Origin of the sequence: Streptomyces sp. NPDC001787, from assembly GCF_040297465.1 — a bacterium.
Taxonomy (GTDB): Bacteria; Actinomycetota; Actinomycetes; order Streptomycetales; family Streptomycetaceae; genus Streptomyces.
This window is the reverse complement of the sequence record NZ_JBEOZE010000055.1, coordinates 1-15,993: the sequence shown is the minus strand read 5'-3', so window position 1 is coordinate 15,993 and position 15,993 is coordinate 1. Positions and strand designations below refer to the sequence as shown.

Below are 15,993 nucleotides of genomic sequence, written 5' to 3'. Positions count from 1 at the left end.
CCGTCGGCGTACCGGCTGGAACGGAGGCGCGACTCGGCTGACGGCCCCATCGGCCGATCGGTTGATGCGGGGGTGGTCGCTTCGGGCCACCATGGAGAGGTCTGCGCAGGTCAGCGGAGCCGGCAAGGCCGCAGAGGCAGGCGGAAGCCGACAGGCGGCAGGCAGCAGGCCGTCCGCCGGGTCCATCGCCATCGGCAGGAAGTGCGAGGTACGAGGTGCAGCAGCACGGCGGGCCGTCGCCCTCCGGCCGGAACGCCGCCGGCTCCGGTCCCGATGCCCGTTCCGGTCCCGATGCCGACCTGTACGCCGCCGGCTCCGACCCCGACCCCGACGCGCGATGGCTCGCGTTCCTCATGCACGCCGCGTTCTTCCTGCTGCTCGGCGCCTCGCTCAGCCGGTTCCTGATGCGGCACCCGGGCGAGGACCGCACACCGTGGGTCATCGCGCTGTCGGTCACCCTCGCCGTGCTCTACCTGCTCGGCCCCGTCCTCGGCTCGCGCCCGACACCCCGCAGGCTGACCTGGCTCGGGGTCCTCGTCGTCGTGTGGATGGTGCTGGTCGTTCTCGCGCCGAGCTTCGCGTGGTGCGCGGTCCCGCTGTTCTACACGGGGCTGCGGCTGCTTCCGCCGCGCGCCGCGATCGCCCTGGTCATCCTACTGACCGCGTTCGTGGTCGCCGCGCAACTGCGGCTGGCGACGGGCTTCGACCCGAATCTGGTGCTCGCCCCGCCCGCCGTCGCGGCCGTGGCCACCGCCGTCTTCGTCCATATGCAGCGTCAGGCCGTACGCCAACGGGAACTGGCCGCACGGCAGCGCGAACTGATCGACGACCTGCTGCGCACACGGCGCGAACTGGCCGCCACCGAGCGCCGCGAGGGCACCCTCGCCGAACGCCAGCGGCTCTCCATGGAGATCCACGACTCCCTCGCACAGGGCCTCTCCAGCCAGCAGATGCTGCTCCAGGCCGCCGACCGCACCTGGGACAACGACCCGGCCGCCGCCCGTCGGCACATCCGGACGGCGACCGGCATCGCGGAGCGCAATCTCGCCGAGGCCCGCCGCTTCGTCCACGATCTGGCCCCGGCCGACCTGGCGGAGGGCGGCGGCCTGGAGGCCGCCCTGTACGCGCTCGCGGCCCGTGAGACGGCTCATACGCAGGGCGCACTCGCCGTCCGCTGCCATGTGGAGGGCACCGCGCACACCCCGCTGCCGGACCGGGTGCAGTCGGCGCTGCTGCGGATCGCCCAGGGTGCCCTGGCGAACGTACGGGAGCACGCGGGTGCGACCGCGGCCGGGCTGACCCTGACGCACCTGGACGACCGGGTGGTCCTCGACATCGCCGACAACGGCCGCGGCTTCAGCCCGCCCGCTCCGGGGCTCCGCCCGCCGGCCGGTGTGCGCGGACACGGACTGCCCGCGATGCGGGCCCGGGTGCGGCAGCTCGGCGGAACGCTCACCATCGAGTCGGCACCGGGCGAGGGAACGGTGCTGTCGGCAGCGGTCCCCCTCACCCCCGCACCACAGAACGCCCCGGAGGAATCCGCATGACCGCGACCGTACGCATCCTGCTCTGCGACGACCACGCCGTCGTACGCGCCGGGCTGCTGGCCCTGCTCGGCAGCGAACCGGACATCGAGGTCGTCGGCGAGGCGGGCAGCGGCGAGGAGGCCGTCGCCCTGGCCGCCGCACTCGCCCCGGACGTCGTCCTGATGGACCTCCAGCTGGGCGCGGGCATCGACGGCGTGGAGGCAACCCGCAGGATCGTTGCGGCCGGCTCCGGGCCGGGAGCCAGGACCGCGCATGTGCTGGTCCTCACGACGTACGACACGGACGCGGACATCACCCGCGCGATCGAGGCGGGTGCCACGGGCTATCTGCTGAAGGCCGAACGCCCGGAGGAACTGTTCGCCGCGATCCACTCGGCGGCCCAGGGCCGCACGACGCTCTCCCCGCCGGTGGCCAGCCGGGTCATGGCCCGGATGCGCAAACCGCTGCCCACCCTCACCGAGCGCGAACTCGACATCCTGGGCCAGCTCTCGCGGGGGCTCGGCAACCGGGACATCGCCCGCGCCCTGTTCATCAGCGAGGCCACGGTCAAGACCCACCTGGGCCGCATCTACGACAAACTCGGCGTCGACACCCGGGCGGGCGCGGTCGCCGTGGCGAAGGAACAGCGGCTGCTGCCCTGAAGGCCGTCCCGTGGTCGCTGACGGCCGTCCCGTGTCGCTGAAGGCTGTCCCGTAACCGCTGTAAGCCGTCCCGTAACCGCTGAAGGCCGTCCCGTGTCGCTGAAAGCGTGCCCTGGTCGCTGAAGGCCGTCCCGCAATCCCTGGCGGCCGGGCCTCCGGCCGACCCGCTCGTGTCGGACCCCGTCATCGGGCATGACACCATCGACCACGTGCTCGACATCGGCTACTCCCTCTCCCGGCGCTTCCCGGACCCCCCGCAGACCGACTACCGCCGCGCGGACGTCCATGCCCTGCGGCACGATCTGTTCTCCGGTGACGTCTACCTCGCGGACACCGAGGCGGACCGTGAAGTATCCACAGCCTGGGGATGGGTTCCGGTGCTCGACTTCGCGTGGGCGCTGTGCGACATCGTCGAGCGGATCGACCAGGACCCGCGGGGCAACCGCTCGCACCGTGAGCAGTACGCCGAGCTGGACTTCACCGAGTCCACGGACCGCATGATGTTCGCGCGCCGCTTCGGCTGGGTCGACGTCGAGGCCGACTGGATGCCCGGCGACGAACCGCCGCTCACCTTCAGCCACTCCCTCCTGCGGCGCGAGGCCCGCGACTTCCTGCACGACCTGATCGCCGACCTGGGCGACATGCACGACGGGCTCACCGAGAACCCCGTGATCTGGGACCTCCAGGCACGCTTCCCCCGCCTGTGACCACCCGCGGGCCGCGCGACCGCCCGGCCCGCGGCATCCTCACGCCTCCACCCGCACCCCGATCTGCGCGGCGAACGCGGGTGCCAGCTCCATCAGCTGAGCCGGGCTGATCACCGCACCCGCCAGCCGCTCCACACCCCGGGCGATATCCAGCTCCGCGACCGTCCGCAGGTCCACCGATTCCATCCGTACGGAGCTGAAGTCGGCCCGCTTCAGCACACAGTCCCGGAACTCCACCCGCACCAGCTGCGCCTCACCGAAGTCCGGCTCGGACAGCACACAGCCCTCGAACACGACGTCCTTCAGCCGGGCCTTCCGCAGATTCAGGTAGTCGATCTTCCCGCCGCGCACCACCACCCGCTCCAGCACCGCGCCGTGCAGCTGCACCCCGCCCAGCCGGGCGTCCACGACCTCCACGTCCCGCAGCGAAGCCCCCGCGAGATCGGTGCCCACACCCCGTACCCCCGTGAGCACCGAGTCGATGAAGCGGGCTCTGACCAGCTCCGTACGGTCCAGGGCGCAGCCGTCCAGCGCGCAGTCCATGAAGCGGGCCCCCGGACCCGCTTCGTCGGCGAGGTCCACCGCCTCGAACCGCACACCGTCGTAGTCCCCGTCCGGCTCCAGCCCCACCCCGTCGTACGGAACGAGCGGCGGCAGCCGCACCTCCGGCCGACGGGCCGCCGTCAGGGTGTCCTTCTTGCCTCTGGTCCTGCCCGCACTTCCTGCCATGGCCCCATCGTGACGCACACCACTGACAACGCCCCACCGGGAGGCTCACGGGAACCGGGATTGACCTCAAGAGCACTTGAGGTCACAGGGTGGGGAGCGCCCACAGCGCACGACTCCGGGGAGACCACCATGCAAGCCATCCGCCTCCATGCCTTCGGCCCCGCCGACAACCTGGTCCACGAATGGGCCGAGGACCCCCTGCCCGGCCCCGGCCAGGTACGGATCGCCGTCGCCGCGGCCGGCGTGCACCTCCTCGACGTCGCCCTGCGCGAGGGCATGACCGGCCCGTACGCCGCCGTCGCGGAACTGCCCACGATCCCGGGCCGGGAGGTCGCCGGAACGGTCGAGTCGCTCGGCGAGGGCACCGACCCCGCGTGGCTCGGCAAGCGCGTCGTCGTCCACATCGGCATGGCCCCCGGCGGCTACGCCGAACTCACGGTCGCCGACGCCGACCGGCTCCACGAGATCCCGGCCGGACTCGACGAGGCCGCGGCCGTCGCCATGATCGGCACGGGCCGCACGACCCTCGGCATCCTCGCGTTCACCGAACTGGGCCCGGACTCCGTGGTCGTCGTCCCCGCCGCGGCGGGCGGCATCGGCACCCTGCTCGTGCAGTACGCCAAGAACGCCGGAGCCACCGTCATCGGCCTCGCGGGCGGCCCCGCCAAGGTCGCCCGGGTCGAGGCCAACGGCGCCGACCTCGCCGTCGACTACACGCTCCCCGACTGGCCCGGCCGGGTCCGCGCCCACCTGGACTCGATCGGCCGCCGCGCCACCGTCGTCTACGACTCCGTCGGCGGGGTCACCGCCCGCGCCGCCGTCGACCTCCTCGGCAAGGGCGGGGCGCACATCGTGTTCGGCTGGTCCGGCGAGGACCTCCACAAGGGCGGCCCGCTCACCTTCACCCCCGAGGAGATCGCCGAACGCGGCATCACGTCCGAGAGCGTGCTCGGCCCCACCATGATTCAGAAGGGCGGCGGACTGCGCGCCCTGGAGACCCTGGCCCTCGCCGAGGCCGCGGCCGGCCGGCTGCGCCCTTCCGTCCAGCGCTACCCGCTCGCAGAAGCGGCCACGGCCCACCGCGCCATGGAAACCCGCGGCACGATGGGCAAGGTCGTCCTGGAACCGTAGAACCGGAACCGGAAGCAGACGCACGAGCAGGCACGGAAGCGGACGCGGGAGCAGGCACGCGAACAGGCACGAAAGGCAGGCGCGGAACCGCAGTCGGTGGCATGGGCGGAATCCGGATGCAGCCGAACCGGAACCCCGCGCACGCCCACGCGCCGACAGCTCCCGCCACCGGACTCCGTCACCGGTTCCCGACGTCAGTTCCCACCGCCGGCCCCCGGCGTCAGCTCGCGCCGAGCTCCGCCAGCGCCCCGTCCGTCAACCGGTACACCGTCCACTCGTCCTGCGGCCGCGCGCCCAGCGACTCGTAGAAGGCGATGGACGGGGCGTTCCAGTTCAGCACCGACCACTCCAGGCGCTCGTAACCCCGCTCCCGGCAGATCCGCGCCAGTTCCGTCAGCAGGGCCTTCCCGTGACCGCCGCCGCGCCGCTCCGGGCGTACGTACAGGTCCTCCAGGTAGATGCCGTGCACCCCGCGCCAGGTCGAGAAGTTGAGGAACCACAGCGCGAATCCGACCACCTCGCCGTCGCCCCCACCATCACCGCCGGCGTCACCGGCGCCCCCGCCGTCCGCCACCGCGACATGCGCGTACGCGGCGGGCCGGTCGCCGAACAGGGCCTCGTGCAACTGCTCCTCGGTGGCGTTCGCCTCGTCGAGGGCCTTCTCGTACTCGGCCAGTTCGCGCACCATGGCGTGGATGACCGGGACATCAGCGTGGGTAGCGGTACGAATCATGGGGGCAGCGTAAACAGGCGCCCACGACGGCCCCCACCCCGGTCCGCCCCGGACCGGCCCGTTCCGCAGGCCCCGCCCCGGTCCGCCCCGTACCGGCCCGTTCCGCAGGCCCCGCCCCGTACCCCCGTACCCCCGGACCGGCCCGCCCGCTCCCCCGCCTACCCCCGGCGCGCCAGCAACTGCCGGGCGATCTCCGCGTGGTCCCCGGACAGCCGCCGCTGCCCGCCCTCGATCGCCCACAGCCCGTTCTGCAGCACCCGGCCGAGCGTCCAGGCCCGCGCACGTGCCCGGTCCCCGTCCATGCCCAGCGCCTCCGTCAGCGCGTCGAACCGCCACCGCACCTCCGCCGCGTCGAACCGGTTGTCCAGCGCCGGGAACAGCTCGAAGCCGGGGTCCCCGGCCAGTGGTTTCGGGTCCAGTGCCACCCACTCGTGGGCCCGGCCCGCCTCCGCCCGGCCGGCCAGGATGTTGTCGTAGTGCAGGTCCCAGTGGAGCAGCCGGCCGCCCGGTTCGCCCGCCACTTCCCGTACCGCCGCCGCGCAGTCGGTCAGCAGCCGCCGCTCGGACTCCTCCGCCAGCGCCCCGACCGCCCCCGGCACCTGGTCCAGCATCCGCGCCGCGATCTCCCCGAGCCCGCGCAGCCCGTCCGGCGCCGGTACGGCGGTGAGCCGGGCCAGTACCTCCGCGAGGATGCGCACCGCCTCCCGCGCGTCCGCCACGGCCGACAGCGGGCGGCGCTCGTCCAGCCGCTCCAGCAGCAGCGTGCCGGTCACCGGGTCATGGTCGAGCAGCCCCACCGCCCCGGCCCCCGCCGCGCCCCACACCCGCAGCGCGACCGGCTCCCCCACCGTCTCCTCGTCCGCGATCTGAAGCTTCAGCACGGCCGGGCACCCGTCCGCCTCCCGCACCACGGGCAGCACCAGCGCGCACATGCCGGACATCGACGCGCCGTCCGGCCGCAGCCCCCACTCCTCCAGGAACCGGGCGGCCAGCCCCGGCAGCGCGGCGATGAACGCCCGCCCGGCCTCCCCGTTGTATGTGGACTGGGTATCGATCAGCTCATCCGGAATGTCGATCACGCTCCGGATCGTAGGCCGTGGGTCAATCGGCTATGCCCCGAAACCACCGGCCGGGCCACGGGCGGGCCGACGCCACCGACACCCGCACCACAGCCACCCCCGGTGCGGGCCCCGGACCCGCCCGGACCACCGTCGCCCGCACCGCCCTCACCGCCGTGCGCCGCTGGATCACCGGCGCCCCCGGCACATACCTCTGGCTGGCGGTCCTCTTCGTCACCACCGTCGTCATGCACCGGATGTCACCGGACTTCGAGGAGGACTTCCTGCGCCAGCGCTCGACCAACATCCACGAGCTGTCGCAGAACCCGGTCCGGGTCCTCGTCTCCAGTGCCCTGTGGATCGACGGCGGGCGGTGGCTCCCGTACGCCGTGCTGTTCACCGTCTTCCACGCCACCGCCGAACACTGGCTCGGCACCCTGCGCTGGCTCGGCGTGGCCGCCGCCGCCCACATCCTCGCCACCCTGGTCAGCGAGGGCGTCCTGGCCTGGGCGATCCGGCACGGGCACGCACCGCAGTCCGCGCTCAACACCCTGGACGTCGGAGTCAGTTACGCGCTCGCGGGCGTCATCGCCGTCCTCACCTACCGGGTCCGGCCGCCCTGGCGGCACGTGTACGCCTTCGCCGTCCTCGTCTTCTACGGCATCCCGCTCGTCACCGGCCGCACCTTCACCGACCTGGGCCATTTCACCGCCGTGCTGATCGGACTCGCCTGCTACCCGCTGACCCGCAACCCGCCGGGTTCGCGTACCGCGCACAAGACGAAAGCCCCTGTCGCGCAGTAACGTCCCGTCACACAGAGTCTCGGCGCACAGCGGACACCCCAGGGGCATCATGAGCACCGTCAGTACCGTCAACGGCGGCATATCGTTCTGGTACGCGCAGGAGGGCACACCCGCCCCCCGCGAACCCCTGCCCGGCGACGCGACCGCGGACGTCTGCATCGTCGGGGGCGGATACACCGGACTCTGGACGGCGTACTACCTCAAGAAGGCCGTCCCCTTCCTCAACATCACCGTGCTGGAGGCCAGGTTCTGCGGCTACGGCGCCTCCGGGCGCAACGGCGGCTGGCTCTACAACGGCATCGCGGGGCGCGACCGGTACGCGAAGCTCCACGGCCACGACGCGGCGGTCCGGCTCCAGAAGGCGATGAACGACACCGTCGACGAGGTCATCGCCGTCGCCGCCGACGAGAACATCGACGCCGACATCCACCGGGGCGGCGTCCTGGAAGTGGCCCACACACCGGCGCAGCTCGCCCGTCTGAAGGACTTCCACTCCGTGGAGATCGCGTTCGGCGAGACGGACCGCGTCCTGCGCGGCGCCCGGGAGACCGCCGAGCGCGTCAAGGTCACCGGAGCGGTCGGCTCCACCTGGACCCCGCACGGCGCGCGGCTGCACCCGGCCAAGCTGGTCAAGGGGCTCGCCGACACCGTGGAGGCCCTCGGCGTCACGATCCACGAGTCGACGCCCGTCACCGAGATCAAGGCCAAGCACGCCATCACCCCGTACGGCACGGTCCGCGCGCCCTACATCCTGCGCTGCACCGAGGGCTACACGGCGAACCTCAAGGGCCAAAGACGCACCTGGCTCCCGATGAACTCCTCCATGATCGTCACCGAACCGCTGCCCGCGGCCGTCTGGGACACCATCGGCTGGGAGGGCCGCGAGACGCTGGGCGACATGGCGCACGCGTACGTCTACGCCCAGCGCACCGCCGACGGCCGTATCGCTCTGGGCGGCCGGGGCGTTCCCTACCGCTACGGCTCCGCCGCGGCGCGCGTCGACGACGCAGCCCGCACCCGGCCCGCCACCGTCGAAGCCCTCCGCGACCTCCTGGTCCGCTTCTTCCCCACCACGGCGGGCACCCGTGTCGACCACACCTGGTCCGGTGTCCTCGGCGTCCCCCGCGACTGGTGCGCCACCGTCACCCTGGACCGCTCCACCGGCCTCGGCTGGGCGGGCGGTTACGTCGGCTCCGGCGTGGCCACCGCCAACCTCGCCGCCCGCACCCTGCGCGACCTGATCCAGCAGGACTCCGGCCAGGCGGGCCCCACCGAACTGACCGCCCTGCCCTGGGTCGGCCACAAGGTCCGCCGCTGGGAACCGGAACCCTTCCGGTGGCTCGGCGTCCACGGCATGTACGCCGCCTACCGCGCCGCCGACCGCCGGGAGTCGGCCTCCCCTCGGCTCGCCACCGACCCGCTCGCCAGGGCGGCGGACCGGATCGCGGGACGGGGCTGAGCCGTGTCCGCGGCACCCCGCCCGGACGGGCCCGTCCGCGCCGGGCGCGCCGGGCGATGGGGTCCACAGCCCGACGGGGCGGGCGGTGCGGTCGGTGGGGTCCGCGGTCCGACGAGGCGGTCGGTGCGGTCGGTGCGGTACCCAGCCCGGCGAGGCCGGGCGATGGGGTCCGCAGTCCGATGGGACGGGCCGTGGGGTCCGCAGCCCGACGAGCCATGACGGACCCCGCCCATCCAGGCCAAATCACCTATATACAGGCGCACTTGGGGTCGGGAGAGGGTCCGTCGGAGGCTGGGCTAGCCTGACCCCATGCACGGGGGGCCGGAAGACCATTCATATCTGCGGGGCAGTGGGGCGACACCGACGGAACCGGGGGATCCCCGGCGGATCGGCGCGTTCGGGCTGCTCGGTGTGCTCGGCGCCGGCGGCATGGGGCGGGTGTACCTGGGCACCGCCGCGGGCCGGTACGCGGCCGTCAAACAGGTGCTGCCGGCGCTCGCCGCGGACCAGGACTTCCTGCGCCACTTCGGGCACGAGCTCGACAACCTGGCCAAGCTGCCGGCCGGCGTCAGCGCGCCGATGCTGGCCAGCGACCGCACGGCCCAACCGCCGTGGTTCGCCACGGAGTACATACCCGGCCTCACCCTGAGCGACGCGCTGCGGCTGCACGGCGGCCCGCTGCCCGCCGACAGTCTCTGGCGGCTGCTGCGCGACGGGGCGAAGGGCCTGCGATCCGTGCACGCCGCCGGCATCGTGCACCGCGACCTCAAGCCCTCCAACGTCATGCTGACCCTCGACGGTGTGACCCTGATCGACTTCGGCGTGGCGCGGGCGGTCGACCAGAGCAGGCTGACCAGGACCGGCATGATCATCGGGACGCCCGCCTACATGGCACCCGAACAGGCCGTCGCGGACCGCGAACTGACGGGCGCGGCAGATGTGTTCGCCTTCGCCAGCCTGCTGCTCTTCGCGGCGAACGGCCGACCGCCGTTCGGCGACGGGTCGGGGCCCGGTCTGCTCTACCGGATCGTCCACACCGAGCCCGATCTCGGCCGGCTGCCCGGCATCGACCCGGACCTGGCCGCCGTCGTCGAGTCGTGCCTCGCCAAGGACGCCGAGGCCAGGCCGACCGCCGCCGAACTCTTCGAGCTGGCCCGCGACCGTGTACCCGCCGCGGTGTCCGCGCCGTGGCCGGCCGCCGTCACGGACCGGATCACCGAACGCGCCGCGTTCGCGTCGAACCCGCCACCGGTGATCGAGGAGGCCGAGCCGGAGCGGGCAGGGCCGGCCGGGGCGGTGCCCGCCCCCGCCCCCGCCCCTGTCGCGCAACCCGGTTCACCCGAGGCCGCCGCGACCGGTAGGGCCGCCCGTGCGCCGCGCGAGCGCCGTACCCGGGTGCTGCTCGTCGCGCTCCCCGTCGTGGTGACGGTGGGCACGACGCTGACCCTGGCGCTCGGGCCCTACCGGATCGGCGCCCCGCAGGGCGCGGGCCCGGACGGCTCGACGCCCTCGGCCACCGCCGGCCCCTCCGCATCCGCGGCGGGCGGACGCGCACCGAGCACGGTGTCCCCGCCCTCCCGTTCCTCGGACGCCAAGCCGGGGGCGGGGTCCGCCACGCCGGGCGCCTCCTCCGGCGCACCGGAGGACGGCGGCGCCAAGGACGGCGGCGACGCGGGCGACTCCGGCCCCTCGGGCGGCTCCGGCAACGGCGGCGGCCCCTCGGGCGGTTCGGGTGACGGAGGCGGGTCCGGCGACCCGGGCGGTTCGGGCGGTTCCGGCGGGTCGGACAGTTCCGGCGGTGGACAGGCGACCGTACCCACGGGACAGCGGTACCTGAAGAACGCGTCCATGAGCCGATGCCTCGCGGACTCCGCCTCGCCGTTCGGAGGCAGCGACGTACGCAACGAGGTGTGCGGCGAGCCGGCCCACAACGGGGTCACGCTGTACTACCGGTGGACGTACAAGGCCACATCCGGCGGCATGTTCAAGCTCGTCAGCCAGGGCACCGGCAAGTGTCTGCGGGTGAACGGCCCGGCCGGGCCCTCCATCGAGACCTGCAACGGCTCCGAGTCGCAGACCTGGCGGATCGGGGCGACGCGGTCGAACGGCCACACGCTGATGAACGTGGCCGAGAAGACCTGTCTGCAGATGGCGAGCAGCATCGGATTCCTCACCACGACCTGCGATCCCTCGGAGCCGTCACAACTCTGGCGCGGCGCCTGACCACCGACTCCCCGCAGCGGCACCGAGCGCTTCGCGCAGCGCCGCGTGAACCATCGGCGCCCCCAACTTCCAGCCCGCACACCTGGAGCACCACCTGGCCGTCCTGCGCCGGCACCTCCAGGTGGGGGGCGCACATCGCTGTCACGGAGCGTGTGCGTACTCGTACGCCCAATCACCGGAGATAACGATGTCGATTCGAAACATTGAGATAGTGCCGCTGAGGATCCTCCCGCACATCTCGCTCATAGGATCTCCTCGTGCTCATGGGGCACTTGGCATTGGTTTCGCGACTCTCCCACGTATCTCGTGTGGCGCATCTGTCGCGCCTCAAGGATGAGCCGCATCGGAGGGGACTGCTGTGTTTGCACCTTTCTCAACATCCGTCACGCCCGCGCGAGGAACCGCCGGTCGTCGAATAGCCGCAACGGCGGCCACGGTTGGACTATTGGTCCTGGGATCCTTTGCTGGGGCCAACAGCGCCTCGGCCGATGGGGATGACACGCACCACCAGGGTGGCGCGGTGGCCACTCTGGACGGACTGAAGACGTACGACTCGGCCCGTCTCGACATCGGTGACGGCAGGACGAAGAACATCTCCGCAGGACTGTTCGAGATGAGTGTCGAGGGTGGCGGTCGACTGCAGACATACTGCATCGACATCCACAACCCGACTCAGAACAAGGCGAAATACCTTGAGACCCCGTGGGGTCAGACGTCGCTCGGCGTGAACAAGGACGCCGGAAAGATCCTCTGGATCCTCCGGAACTCGTACCCGCAGGCCGCCGATCTGGCGGCGCTCTCCCAGAAGGCGGGCGCCGGGGAACTCACCGCCAAGACGGCCGCCGCCGGTACGCAGGTCGCCATCTGGCGGATCTCGGACGGGGTGAAGGTCGAGGCCAAGAACGAACAGGCCGAGAAGCTCGCGGACTGGCTTGAGTCCCAGGCCCAGAACCTGCAGGAGCCGAAGACCTCTCTGACGCTGGAGCCGAACGCGGTATCCGGCAAGTCGGGAGACAAGATCGGTCCTGTGACGGTGCGCACCAACGCCGACCAGATTTCCGTCGCCGCCAACGCCGACGGCCTGGCGGCAGGGGTCAAGGTGACCGACAAGAACGGTCAGCCCGTCACGTCGGCCGTCAACGGCACCGCTCTGTACTTCGACGTGCCCGCAGGCACGGCCGACGGCAGGGCCTCGCTCACGGCCAAGGCGACCACACAGGTTCCGGTCGGCCGGGCGTTCGCGAGCCCGAGCAAGAGCCAGACACAGATCCTGGCCGGCTCCACCGAATCCACGATCACTGCGGAAGCAACTGTGAACTGGGCCTCGAAGGGTGCTATCCCCTCGGTGACGGCCGAGAAGAACTGCACCGCGGGCGGCATCGACGTCAAGGCCGCCAACAAGGGCGACGCCCCGTTCACCTTCGAACTCGGCGGTGCCAAGCACACGGTCGGTGCGGGCGAGACGAAGACCGTGACGGTACCGGTCGGTGAGGACGAGGCGTACGACTTCACCGTCGTGGGCCCCAACGGCTTCTCCGAGCGTTTCCAGGGCGTCCTGGACTGCGAAACCCAGGGCACTCCCGCCCCGGGCACGGGCGGTGGCGGGGAGACCCCGTCCTCCAGCCCGAGCCCCGCTCCGAGCGATGACACGACGGGCGGCACGGCCGGGGGCAGTGGTGATCTCGCGGAGACCGGCGGCTCCAGCGCCACACCGGTGATCGCAGGCGTAGCGGCGGCCTTCGTGGTCGCGGGCGCGGCGGCGGTGTACATCCTGCGCAGGAAGAAGACCGCTGGTCAGTAGCTGACCGGTAGGCAACGGACAGGCCCGGTACGCCCATGCGTGCCGGGCCTGTCGCATTTGCTGTCCACCGGCGCCGGTCATGGCACCTCCGAAGGGGTGACCAACCGCTACGGCTTCCTCCTGAGAGACAGAAAACCCCAGGTCACGAGCTATGTGACCTGGGGTTCCGCCGAGCCCCCTGTCGGATTCGAACCGACGACCTACGCATTACAAGTGCGTTGCTCTGGCCAACTGAGCTAAGGAGGCGTGCCGGAGCAGTGTATCCAACGACGCGCGGGGACCGGACGAGATATTCCGGGTGACCAGGACTACTGACAGATTCGAAAACGCCAGGTAGCGTCACATCGGGCCCACTCAAGTGGACCAGACCACTCCCTTACTCGGATCGTCCGGCACGTTCCTGCCGGTGGAGGAGAAGAATCAGCATGGCCAGTGTCACGTTCGACAAGGCGTCCCGCGTCTACCCCGGCTCCACGAAGCCGGCCGTGGACCAGCTTGAGATCGACATCGCGGACGGTGAGTTCCTCGTCCTCGTCGGTCCCTCCGGTTGTGGCAAGTCGACCTCCCTGCGCATGCTCGCGGGTCTTGAGGACGTCAACGGCGGCGCGATCCGCATCGGTGACCGCGATGTCACGCACCTGCCGCCGAAGGACCGGGACATCGCCATGGTGTTCCAGAACTACGCGCTGTACCCGCACATGTCCGTCGCGGACAACATGGGCTTCGCGCTCAAGATCGCCGGTGTGAACAAGACCGACATCCGGGCGAAGGTCGAAGAGGCCGCCAAGATGCTGGACCTCACCGACTACCTGGACCGCAAGCCGAAGGCGCTCTCCGGTGGTCAGCGTCAGCGTGTCGCGATGGGCCGTGCCATCGTGCGCGAGCCGCAGGTCTTCCTCATGGACGAGCCGCTGTCGAACCTCGACGCCAAGCTCCGTGTCTCGACCCGTACGCAGATCGCGTCGCTCCAGCGCCGCCTGGGCATCACCACCGTCTACGTCACCCACGACCAGGTCGAGGCCCTCACCATGGGCGACCGGGTCGCGGTCCTCAAGGACGGGCTGCTCCAGCAGGTCGACTCGCCGCGCAACATGTACGACCGCCCGGCGAACCTCTTCGTGGCCGGCTTCATCGGCTCCCCCGCCATGAACCTGGTCGAGGTCCCGATCACCGACGGTGGCGTGAAGTTCGGCAACAGCGTCGTCCCGGTCTCCCGCGAGGCGCTCACCGCCGCCGCCGACCGCGGCGACACGACCGTCACGGTCGGCATCCGCCCCGAGCACTTCGACATCGTCGAGCACGGCGGCGCCGCCGCGAAGTCGCTCACCAAGGACTCCTCGGACGCCCCGGCCGGCCTGGCCGTCTCGGTCAACGTCGTCGAGGAGCTCGGCGCCGACGGCTTCGTCTACGGTGCCGCGCAGGTCGGTGGCGAGCACAAGGACCTGGTCGTCCGCGTCGGTGGCCGCGCCGTTCCGGAGAAGGGCACCGAGCTGCACGTCGTCCCGCGCCCGGACGAACTGCACGTCTTCGCGACCTCGACCGGTGAGCGCCTCACCGGCTGATCCCGCACGCCGTACGCACGGCCCCGCACCCTTCGAGGGTGCGGGGCCGTTCGCGTCGCACGCGGCGTGTTCGCGTTTCGTCTGCGGATGGCTCGAAATACCCTGCCGGATGAGACATTTCACCCCGACCCGTCAACCGTGGATTCGAATGACCGCCTCGAACCATCCCTCACATGAGTGACGGAATGTCGTCAATTCCTCACTCCCCGCTACGCTCGCCTGCGTGACCCACACCGCGCGCCGAATCGGCCGAACTCTCGCTCTCGTCCTGCCCGTCGTCATGGTTCTCTCCGGAACCCTCGCGGTGACCCGCGTTCCGTGGGCGGCGCAGAACAACGAATCCCCGTTGCTGGCCGCCGCCTCGGAGACCATCTCCAAGCGCGCCAAGCCGCATGCCCCGCAGGACGTCCTGCGCGACAAGCTGCTCGTGGAACTCCGGGAGAAGGATCCGGCCGCCGCGCTGACCGATCTCCAGCGCGCCGTCGAACAGCGCCCCTCGCTCGCCCGGCACTGCATGTCCATCGCCAAGGCCCTGGGCAAGGCGGCCGTCGAGCAGTACGGCCCGACGCGCGCCCACCGCTTCTCCCGCCCGGTCTGCGACACCTCGTTCGCCTCGGGTGTTGCACAGTTCAGCTGAGCCGGACCGTACGGGCACCGCACAGCGCGCCCGGCCCGCATATCGTGCCTGGCATGCATACGTATCCGACGCAGGCAGTGGTCCTGGCGGGTGGCCAGGGCTCGCGACTGCGCCCGTACACCGATGACCGCCCCAAGCCGATGGTCGAGATCCCCGGAACCGGGACCCCGATCATCGGCCATCAGCTTTCCTGGCTGGCCGCCGAGGGCGTCACCGACGCCGTGGTCTCGTGCGGCCATCTCGCCGAGGTCCTCCAGGAATGGCTGGCCTCGGCCGATCTCCCGTTGCGCGTCACGACCGTCGTCGAGACGGAGCCGCTCGGCCGCGGCGGGGGCCTGAAGTACGCGGCGGCCCGACTGCCCGATCCGGGGCAGCCCTGGTACGCCACCAACGGCGACATCTGGACGCGCTTCTCCCTGCGCGAGATGGCCGCCTTCCACGCCGAGCGCGACGCCACGGCGACCCTGGCGCTGGCCCGGCCCCGGATTCCCTGGGGCGCGGTGGAGACGGACGCGTTCGGGCACATCACGGACTTCATCGAGTCGCCGCCCTCGCCGTATCTGATCAACGCGGGGGTGTACGTGTTCTCGCCCGCGTTCACGGAGCTGCTGCCCGACCGGGGCGACCACGAGCGGACGACGTTCCCCCGGCTGGCCCGGGAACGCAGCCTCGCCGGGTACCCGCTGCCGCACGGGGCCTACTGGCGCGCGATCGACACCGCCAAGGACCTCACCGAGGCCGCGAAGGAACTCGGCGCCCAGGCGGGCTGACAGAGCCGCGGACGGGGTCGCGGACGGGGTCGCTCGGAGGGCCCCCGCGCAGGGAGCTGCACGGAAAGCTGTGCAGAAGGCCGCTGAGAAGCTGCGGAGAGCGGCGGAGAAGGCGGCGCGCAGAGGGGGGGGGGGCCGGGTTCGGTGCCCGCCCCCCCGCGCGGGCGCGGTGCGCCCGTCTGGCGGGGGGGC

Annotated in this window: 14 protein-coding genes and 1 tRNA gene; 11 read left to right on the top strand and 4 right to left on the bottom strand. The window is 71.8% G+C overall.

Features of this window, described 5'->3' with window-relative positions:
* Positions 1 to 215 precede the first annotated feature (215 nt).
* The 3 genes from ABT170_RS39625 (at position 216) to ABT170_RS39615 (ending at position 2,895) form a co-directional block, all read left to right on the top strand.
* Positions 216 to 1,547 carry a sensor histidine kinase gene (locus ABT170_RS39625; protein ID WP_502970640.1) on the top strand — a complete coding sequence of 444 codons (1,332 nt, stop codon included), beginning with the start codon at positions 216 to 218 and terminating at the stop codon, positions 1,545 to 1,547.
* Positions 1,544 to 2,188, top strand: coding sequence for a response regulator (locus tag ABT170_RS39620; RefSeq protein ID WP_329942126.1), 645 nt, complete (start codon positions 1,544 to 1,546; stop codon positions 2,186 to 2,188). Before ABT170_RS39625 ends, ABT170_RS39620 begins: the two co-directional genes overlap by 4 nt.
* A gap of 209 nt (positions 2,189 to 2,397) precedes the next feature.
* Positions 2,398 to 2,895 carry a hypothetical protein gene (locus ABT170_RS39615; RefSeq protein WP_329942252.1) on the top strand — a complete coding sequence of 166 codons (498 nt, stop codon included), beginning with the start codon at positions 2,398 to 2,400 and terminating at the stop codon, positions 2,893 to 2,895.
* A 39-nt stretch (positions 2,896 to 2,934) separates the two neighbouring features.
* Here the strand turns inward: ABT170_RS39615 and ABT170_RS39610 are convergent, their stop codons facing one another.
* On the bottom strand, positions 2,935 to 3,624 hold the full coding sequence (locus ABT170_RS39610) for a pentapeptide repeat-containing protein (RefSeq protein WP_329942127.1): 690 nt from the start codon (positions 3,622 to 3,624) through the stop codon (positions 2,935 to 2,937).
* 129 nt (positions 3,625 to 3,753) lie between these two features.
* On the opposite strand from ABT170_RS39610, the gene ABT170_RS39605 reads away from it, so the two are divergent.
* Positions 3,754 to 4,755, top strand: a complete 1,002-nt coding sequence (locus ABT170_RS39605; protein WP_351875945.1) for a zinc-binding dehydrogenase — start codon at positions 3,754 to 3,756, stop codon at positions 4,753 to 4,755.
* A 220-nt stretch (positions 4,756 to 4,975) separates the two neighbouring features.
* On the opposite strand, the gene ABT170_RS39600 is transcribed toward ABT170_RS39605, so the two are convergent.
* Both ABT170_RS39600 and ABT170_RS39595 read right to left on the bottom strand, forming a co-directional pair.
* The gene (locus ABT170_RS39600) at positions 4,976 to 5,488 is read right to left on the bottom strand and encodes a GNAT family N-acetyltransferase (RefSeq protein WP_351875942.1); all 513 of its coding nucleotides are present in this window, start codon (positions 5,486 to 5,488) and stop codon (positions 4,976 to 4,978) included.
* A 158-nt stretch (positions 5,489 to 5,646) separates the two neighbouring features.
* Positions 5,647 to 6,567 carry an aminoglycoside phosphotransferase family protein gene (locus ABT170_RS39595; protein ID WP_351875939.1) on the bottom strand — a complete coding sequence of 307 codons (921 nt, stop codon included), beginning with the start codon at positions 6,565 to 6,567 and terminating at the stop codon, positions 5,647 to 5,649.
* A 32-nt stretch (positions 6,568 to 6,599) separates the two neighbouring features.
* Here ABT170_RS39595 and ABT170_RS39590 point away from each other — a divergent pair, with 32 nt between their 5' ends.
* The 4 genes from ABT170_RS39590 to ABT170_RS39575 all read left to right on the top strand — a co-directional run bounded on the left by ABT170_RS39590 (position 6,600) and on the right by ABT170_RS39575 (position 12,832).
* Positions 6,600 to 7,349, top strand: a complete 750-nt coding sequence (locus tag ABT170_RS39590) for a rhomboid-like protein (RefSeq protein ID WP_351875936.1) — start codon at positions 6,600 to 6,602, stop codon at positions 7,347 to 7,349.
* Positions 7,350 to 7,398: 49 nt separating this feature from the next.
* On the top strand, positions 7,399 to 8,808 hold the full coding sequence (locus ABT170_RS39585; RefSeq protein WP_351875933.1) for an NAD(P)/FAD-dependent oxidoreductase: 1,410 nt from the start codon (positions 7,399 to 7,401) through the stop codon (positions 8,806 to 8,808).
* A 309-nt stretch (positions 8,809 to 9,117) separates the two neighbouring features.
* A complete protein-coding gene (locus ABT170_RS39580) occupies positions 9,118 to 11,031 on the top strand; it encodes a serine/threonine-protein kinase (protein ID WP_351875930.1) in 1,914 nt (637 codons plus the stop codon).
* 358 nt (positions 11,032 to 11,389) lie between these two features.
* On the top strand, positions 11,390 to 12,832 hold the full coding sequence (locus ABT170_RS39575) for a Cys-Gln thioester bond-forming surface protein (protein ID WP_443034258.1): 1,443 nt from the start codon (positions 11,390 to 11,392) through the stop codon (positions 12,830 to 12,832).
* 172 nt (positions 12,833 to 13,004) lie between these two features.
* Here ABT170_RS39575 and ABT170_RS39570 read toward each other — a convergent pair.
* Positions 13,005 to 13,078: transfer RNA gene (locus tag ABT170_RS39570), tRNA-Thr, on the bottom strand.
* 179 nt (positions 13,079 to 13,257) lie between these two features.
* Between ABT170_RS39570 and ABT170_RS39565 the strand changes: the two genes are divergently transcribed.
* The 3 genes from ABT170_RS39565 to ABT170_RS39555 all read left to right on the top strand — a co-directional run bounded on the left by ABT170_RS39565 (position 13,258) and on the right by ABT170_RS39555 (position 15,801).
* Positions 13,258 to 14,394 carry an ABC transporter ATP-binding protein gene (locus ABT170_RS39565; RefSeq protein ID WP_329942134.1) on the top strand — a complete coding sequence of 379 codons (1,137 nt, stop codon included), beginning with the start codon at positions 13,258 to 13,260 and terminating at the stop codon, positions 14,392 to 14,394.
* A gap of 223 nt (positions 14,395 to 14,617) precedes the next feature.
* Positions 14,618 to 15,031, top strand: a complete 414-nt coding sequence (locus tag ABT170_RS39560; protein ID WP_329942135.1) for a hypothetical protein — start codon at positions 14,618 to 14,620, stop codon at positions 15,029 to 15,031.
* Between the two features lie 53 nt (positions 15,032 to 15,084).
* Positions 15,085 to 15,801, top strand: a complete 717-nt coding sequence (locus ABT170_RS39555) for a nucleotidyltransferase family protein (protein WP_351875926.1) — start codon at positions 15,085 to 15,087, stop codon at positions 15,799 to 15,801.
* The last annotated feature ends 192 nt before the right edge of the window (positions 15,802 to 15,993 follow it).

What these genes read in the sequence shown, in the direction of transcription:
- ABT170_RS39620 (WP_329942126.1), top strand. Translation starts at nt 1,544, where the DNA reads ATGACCGCGACCGTACGCATCCTGCTCTGCGACGACCACGCCGTCGTA.
- ABT170_RS39610 (WP_329942127.1), bottom strand. Translation starts at nt 3,624, where the DNA reads ATGGCAGGAAGTGCGGGCAGGACCAGAGGCAAGAAGGACACCCTGACG.
- ABT170_RS39605 (WP_351875945.1), top strand. Translation starts at nt 3,754, where the DNA reads ATGCAAGCCATCCGCCTCCATGCCTTCGGCCCCGCCGACAACCTGGTC.
- ABT170_RS39600 (WP_351875942.1), bottom strand. Translation starts at nt 5,488, where the DNA reads ATGATTCGTACCGCTACCCACGCTGATGTCCCGGTCATCCACGCCATG.
- ABT170_RS39590 (WP_351875936.1), top strand. Translation starts at nt 6,600, where the DNA reads ATGCCCCGAAACCACCGGCCGGGCCACGGGCGGGCCGACGCCACCGAC.
- ABT170_RS39585 (WP_351875933.1), top strand. Translation starts at nt 7,399, where the DNA reads ATGAGCACCGTCAGTACCGTCAACGGCGGCATATCGTTCTGGTACGCG.
- ABT170_RS39580 (WP_351875930.1), top strand. Translation starts at nt 9,118, where the DNA reads ATGCACGGGGGGCCGGAAGACCATTCATATCTGCGGGGCAGTGGGGCG.
- ABT170_RS39565 (WP_329942134.1), top strand. Translation starts at nt 13,258, where the DNA reads ATGGCCAGTGTCACGTTCGACAAGGCGTCCCGCGTCTACCCCGGCTCC.
- ABT170_RS39555 (WP_351875926.1), top strand. Translation starts at nt 15,085, where the DNA reads ATGCATACGTATCCGACGCAGGCAGTGGTCCTGGCGGGTGGCCAGGGC.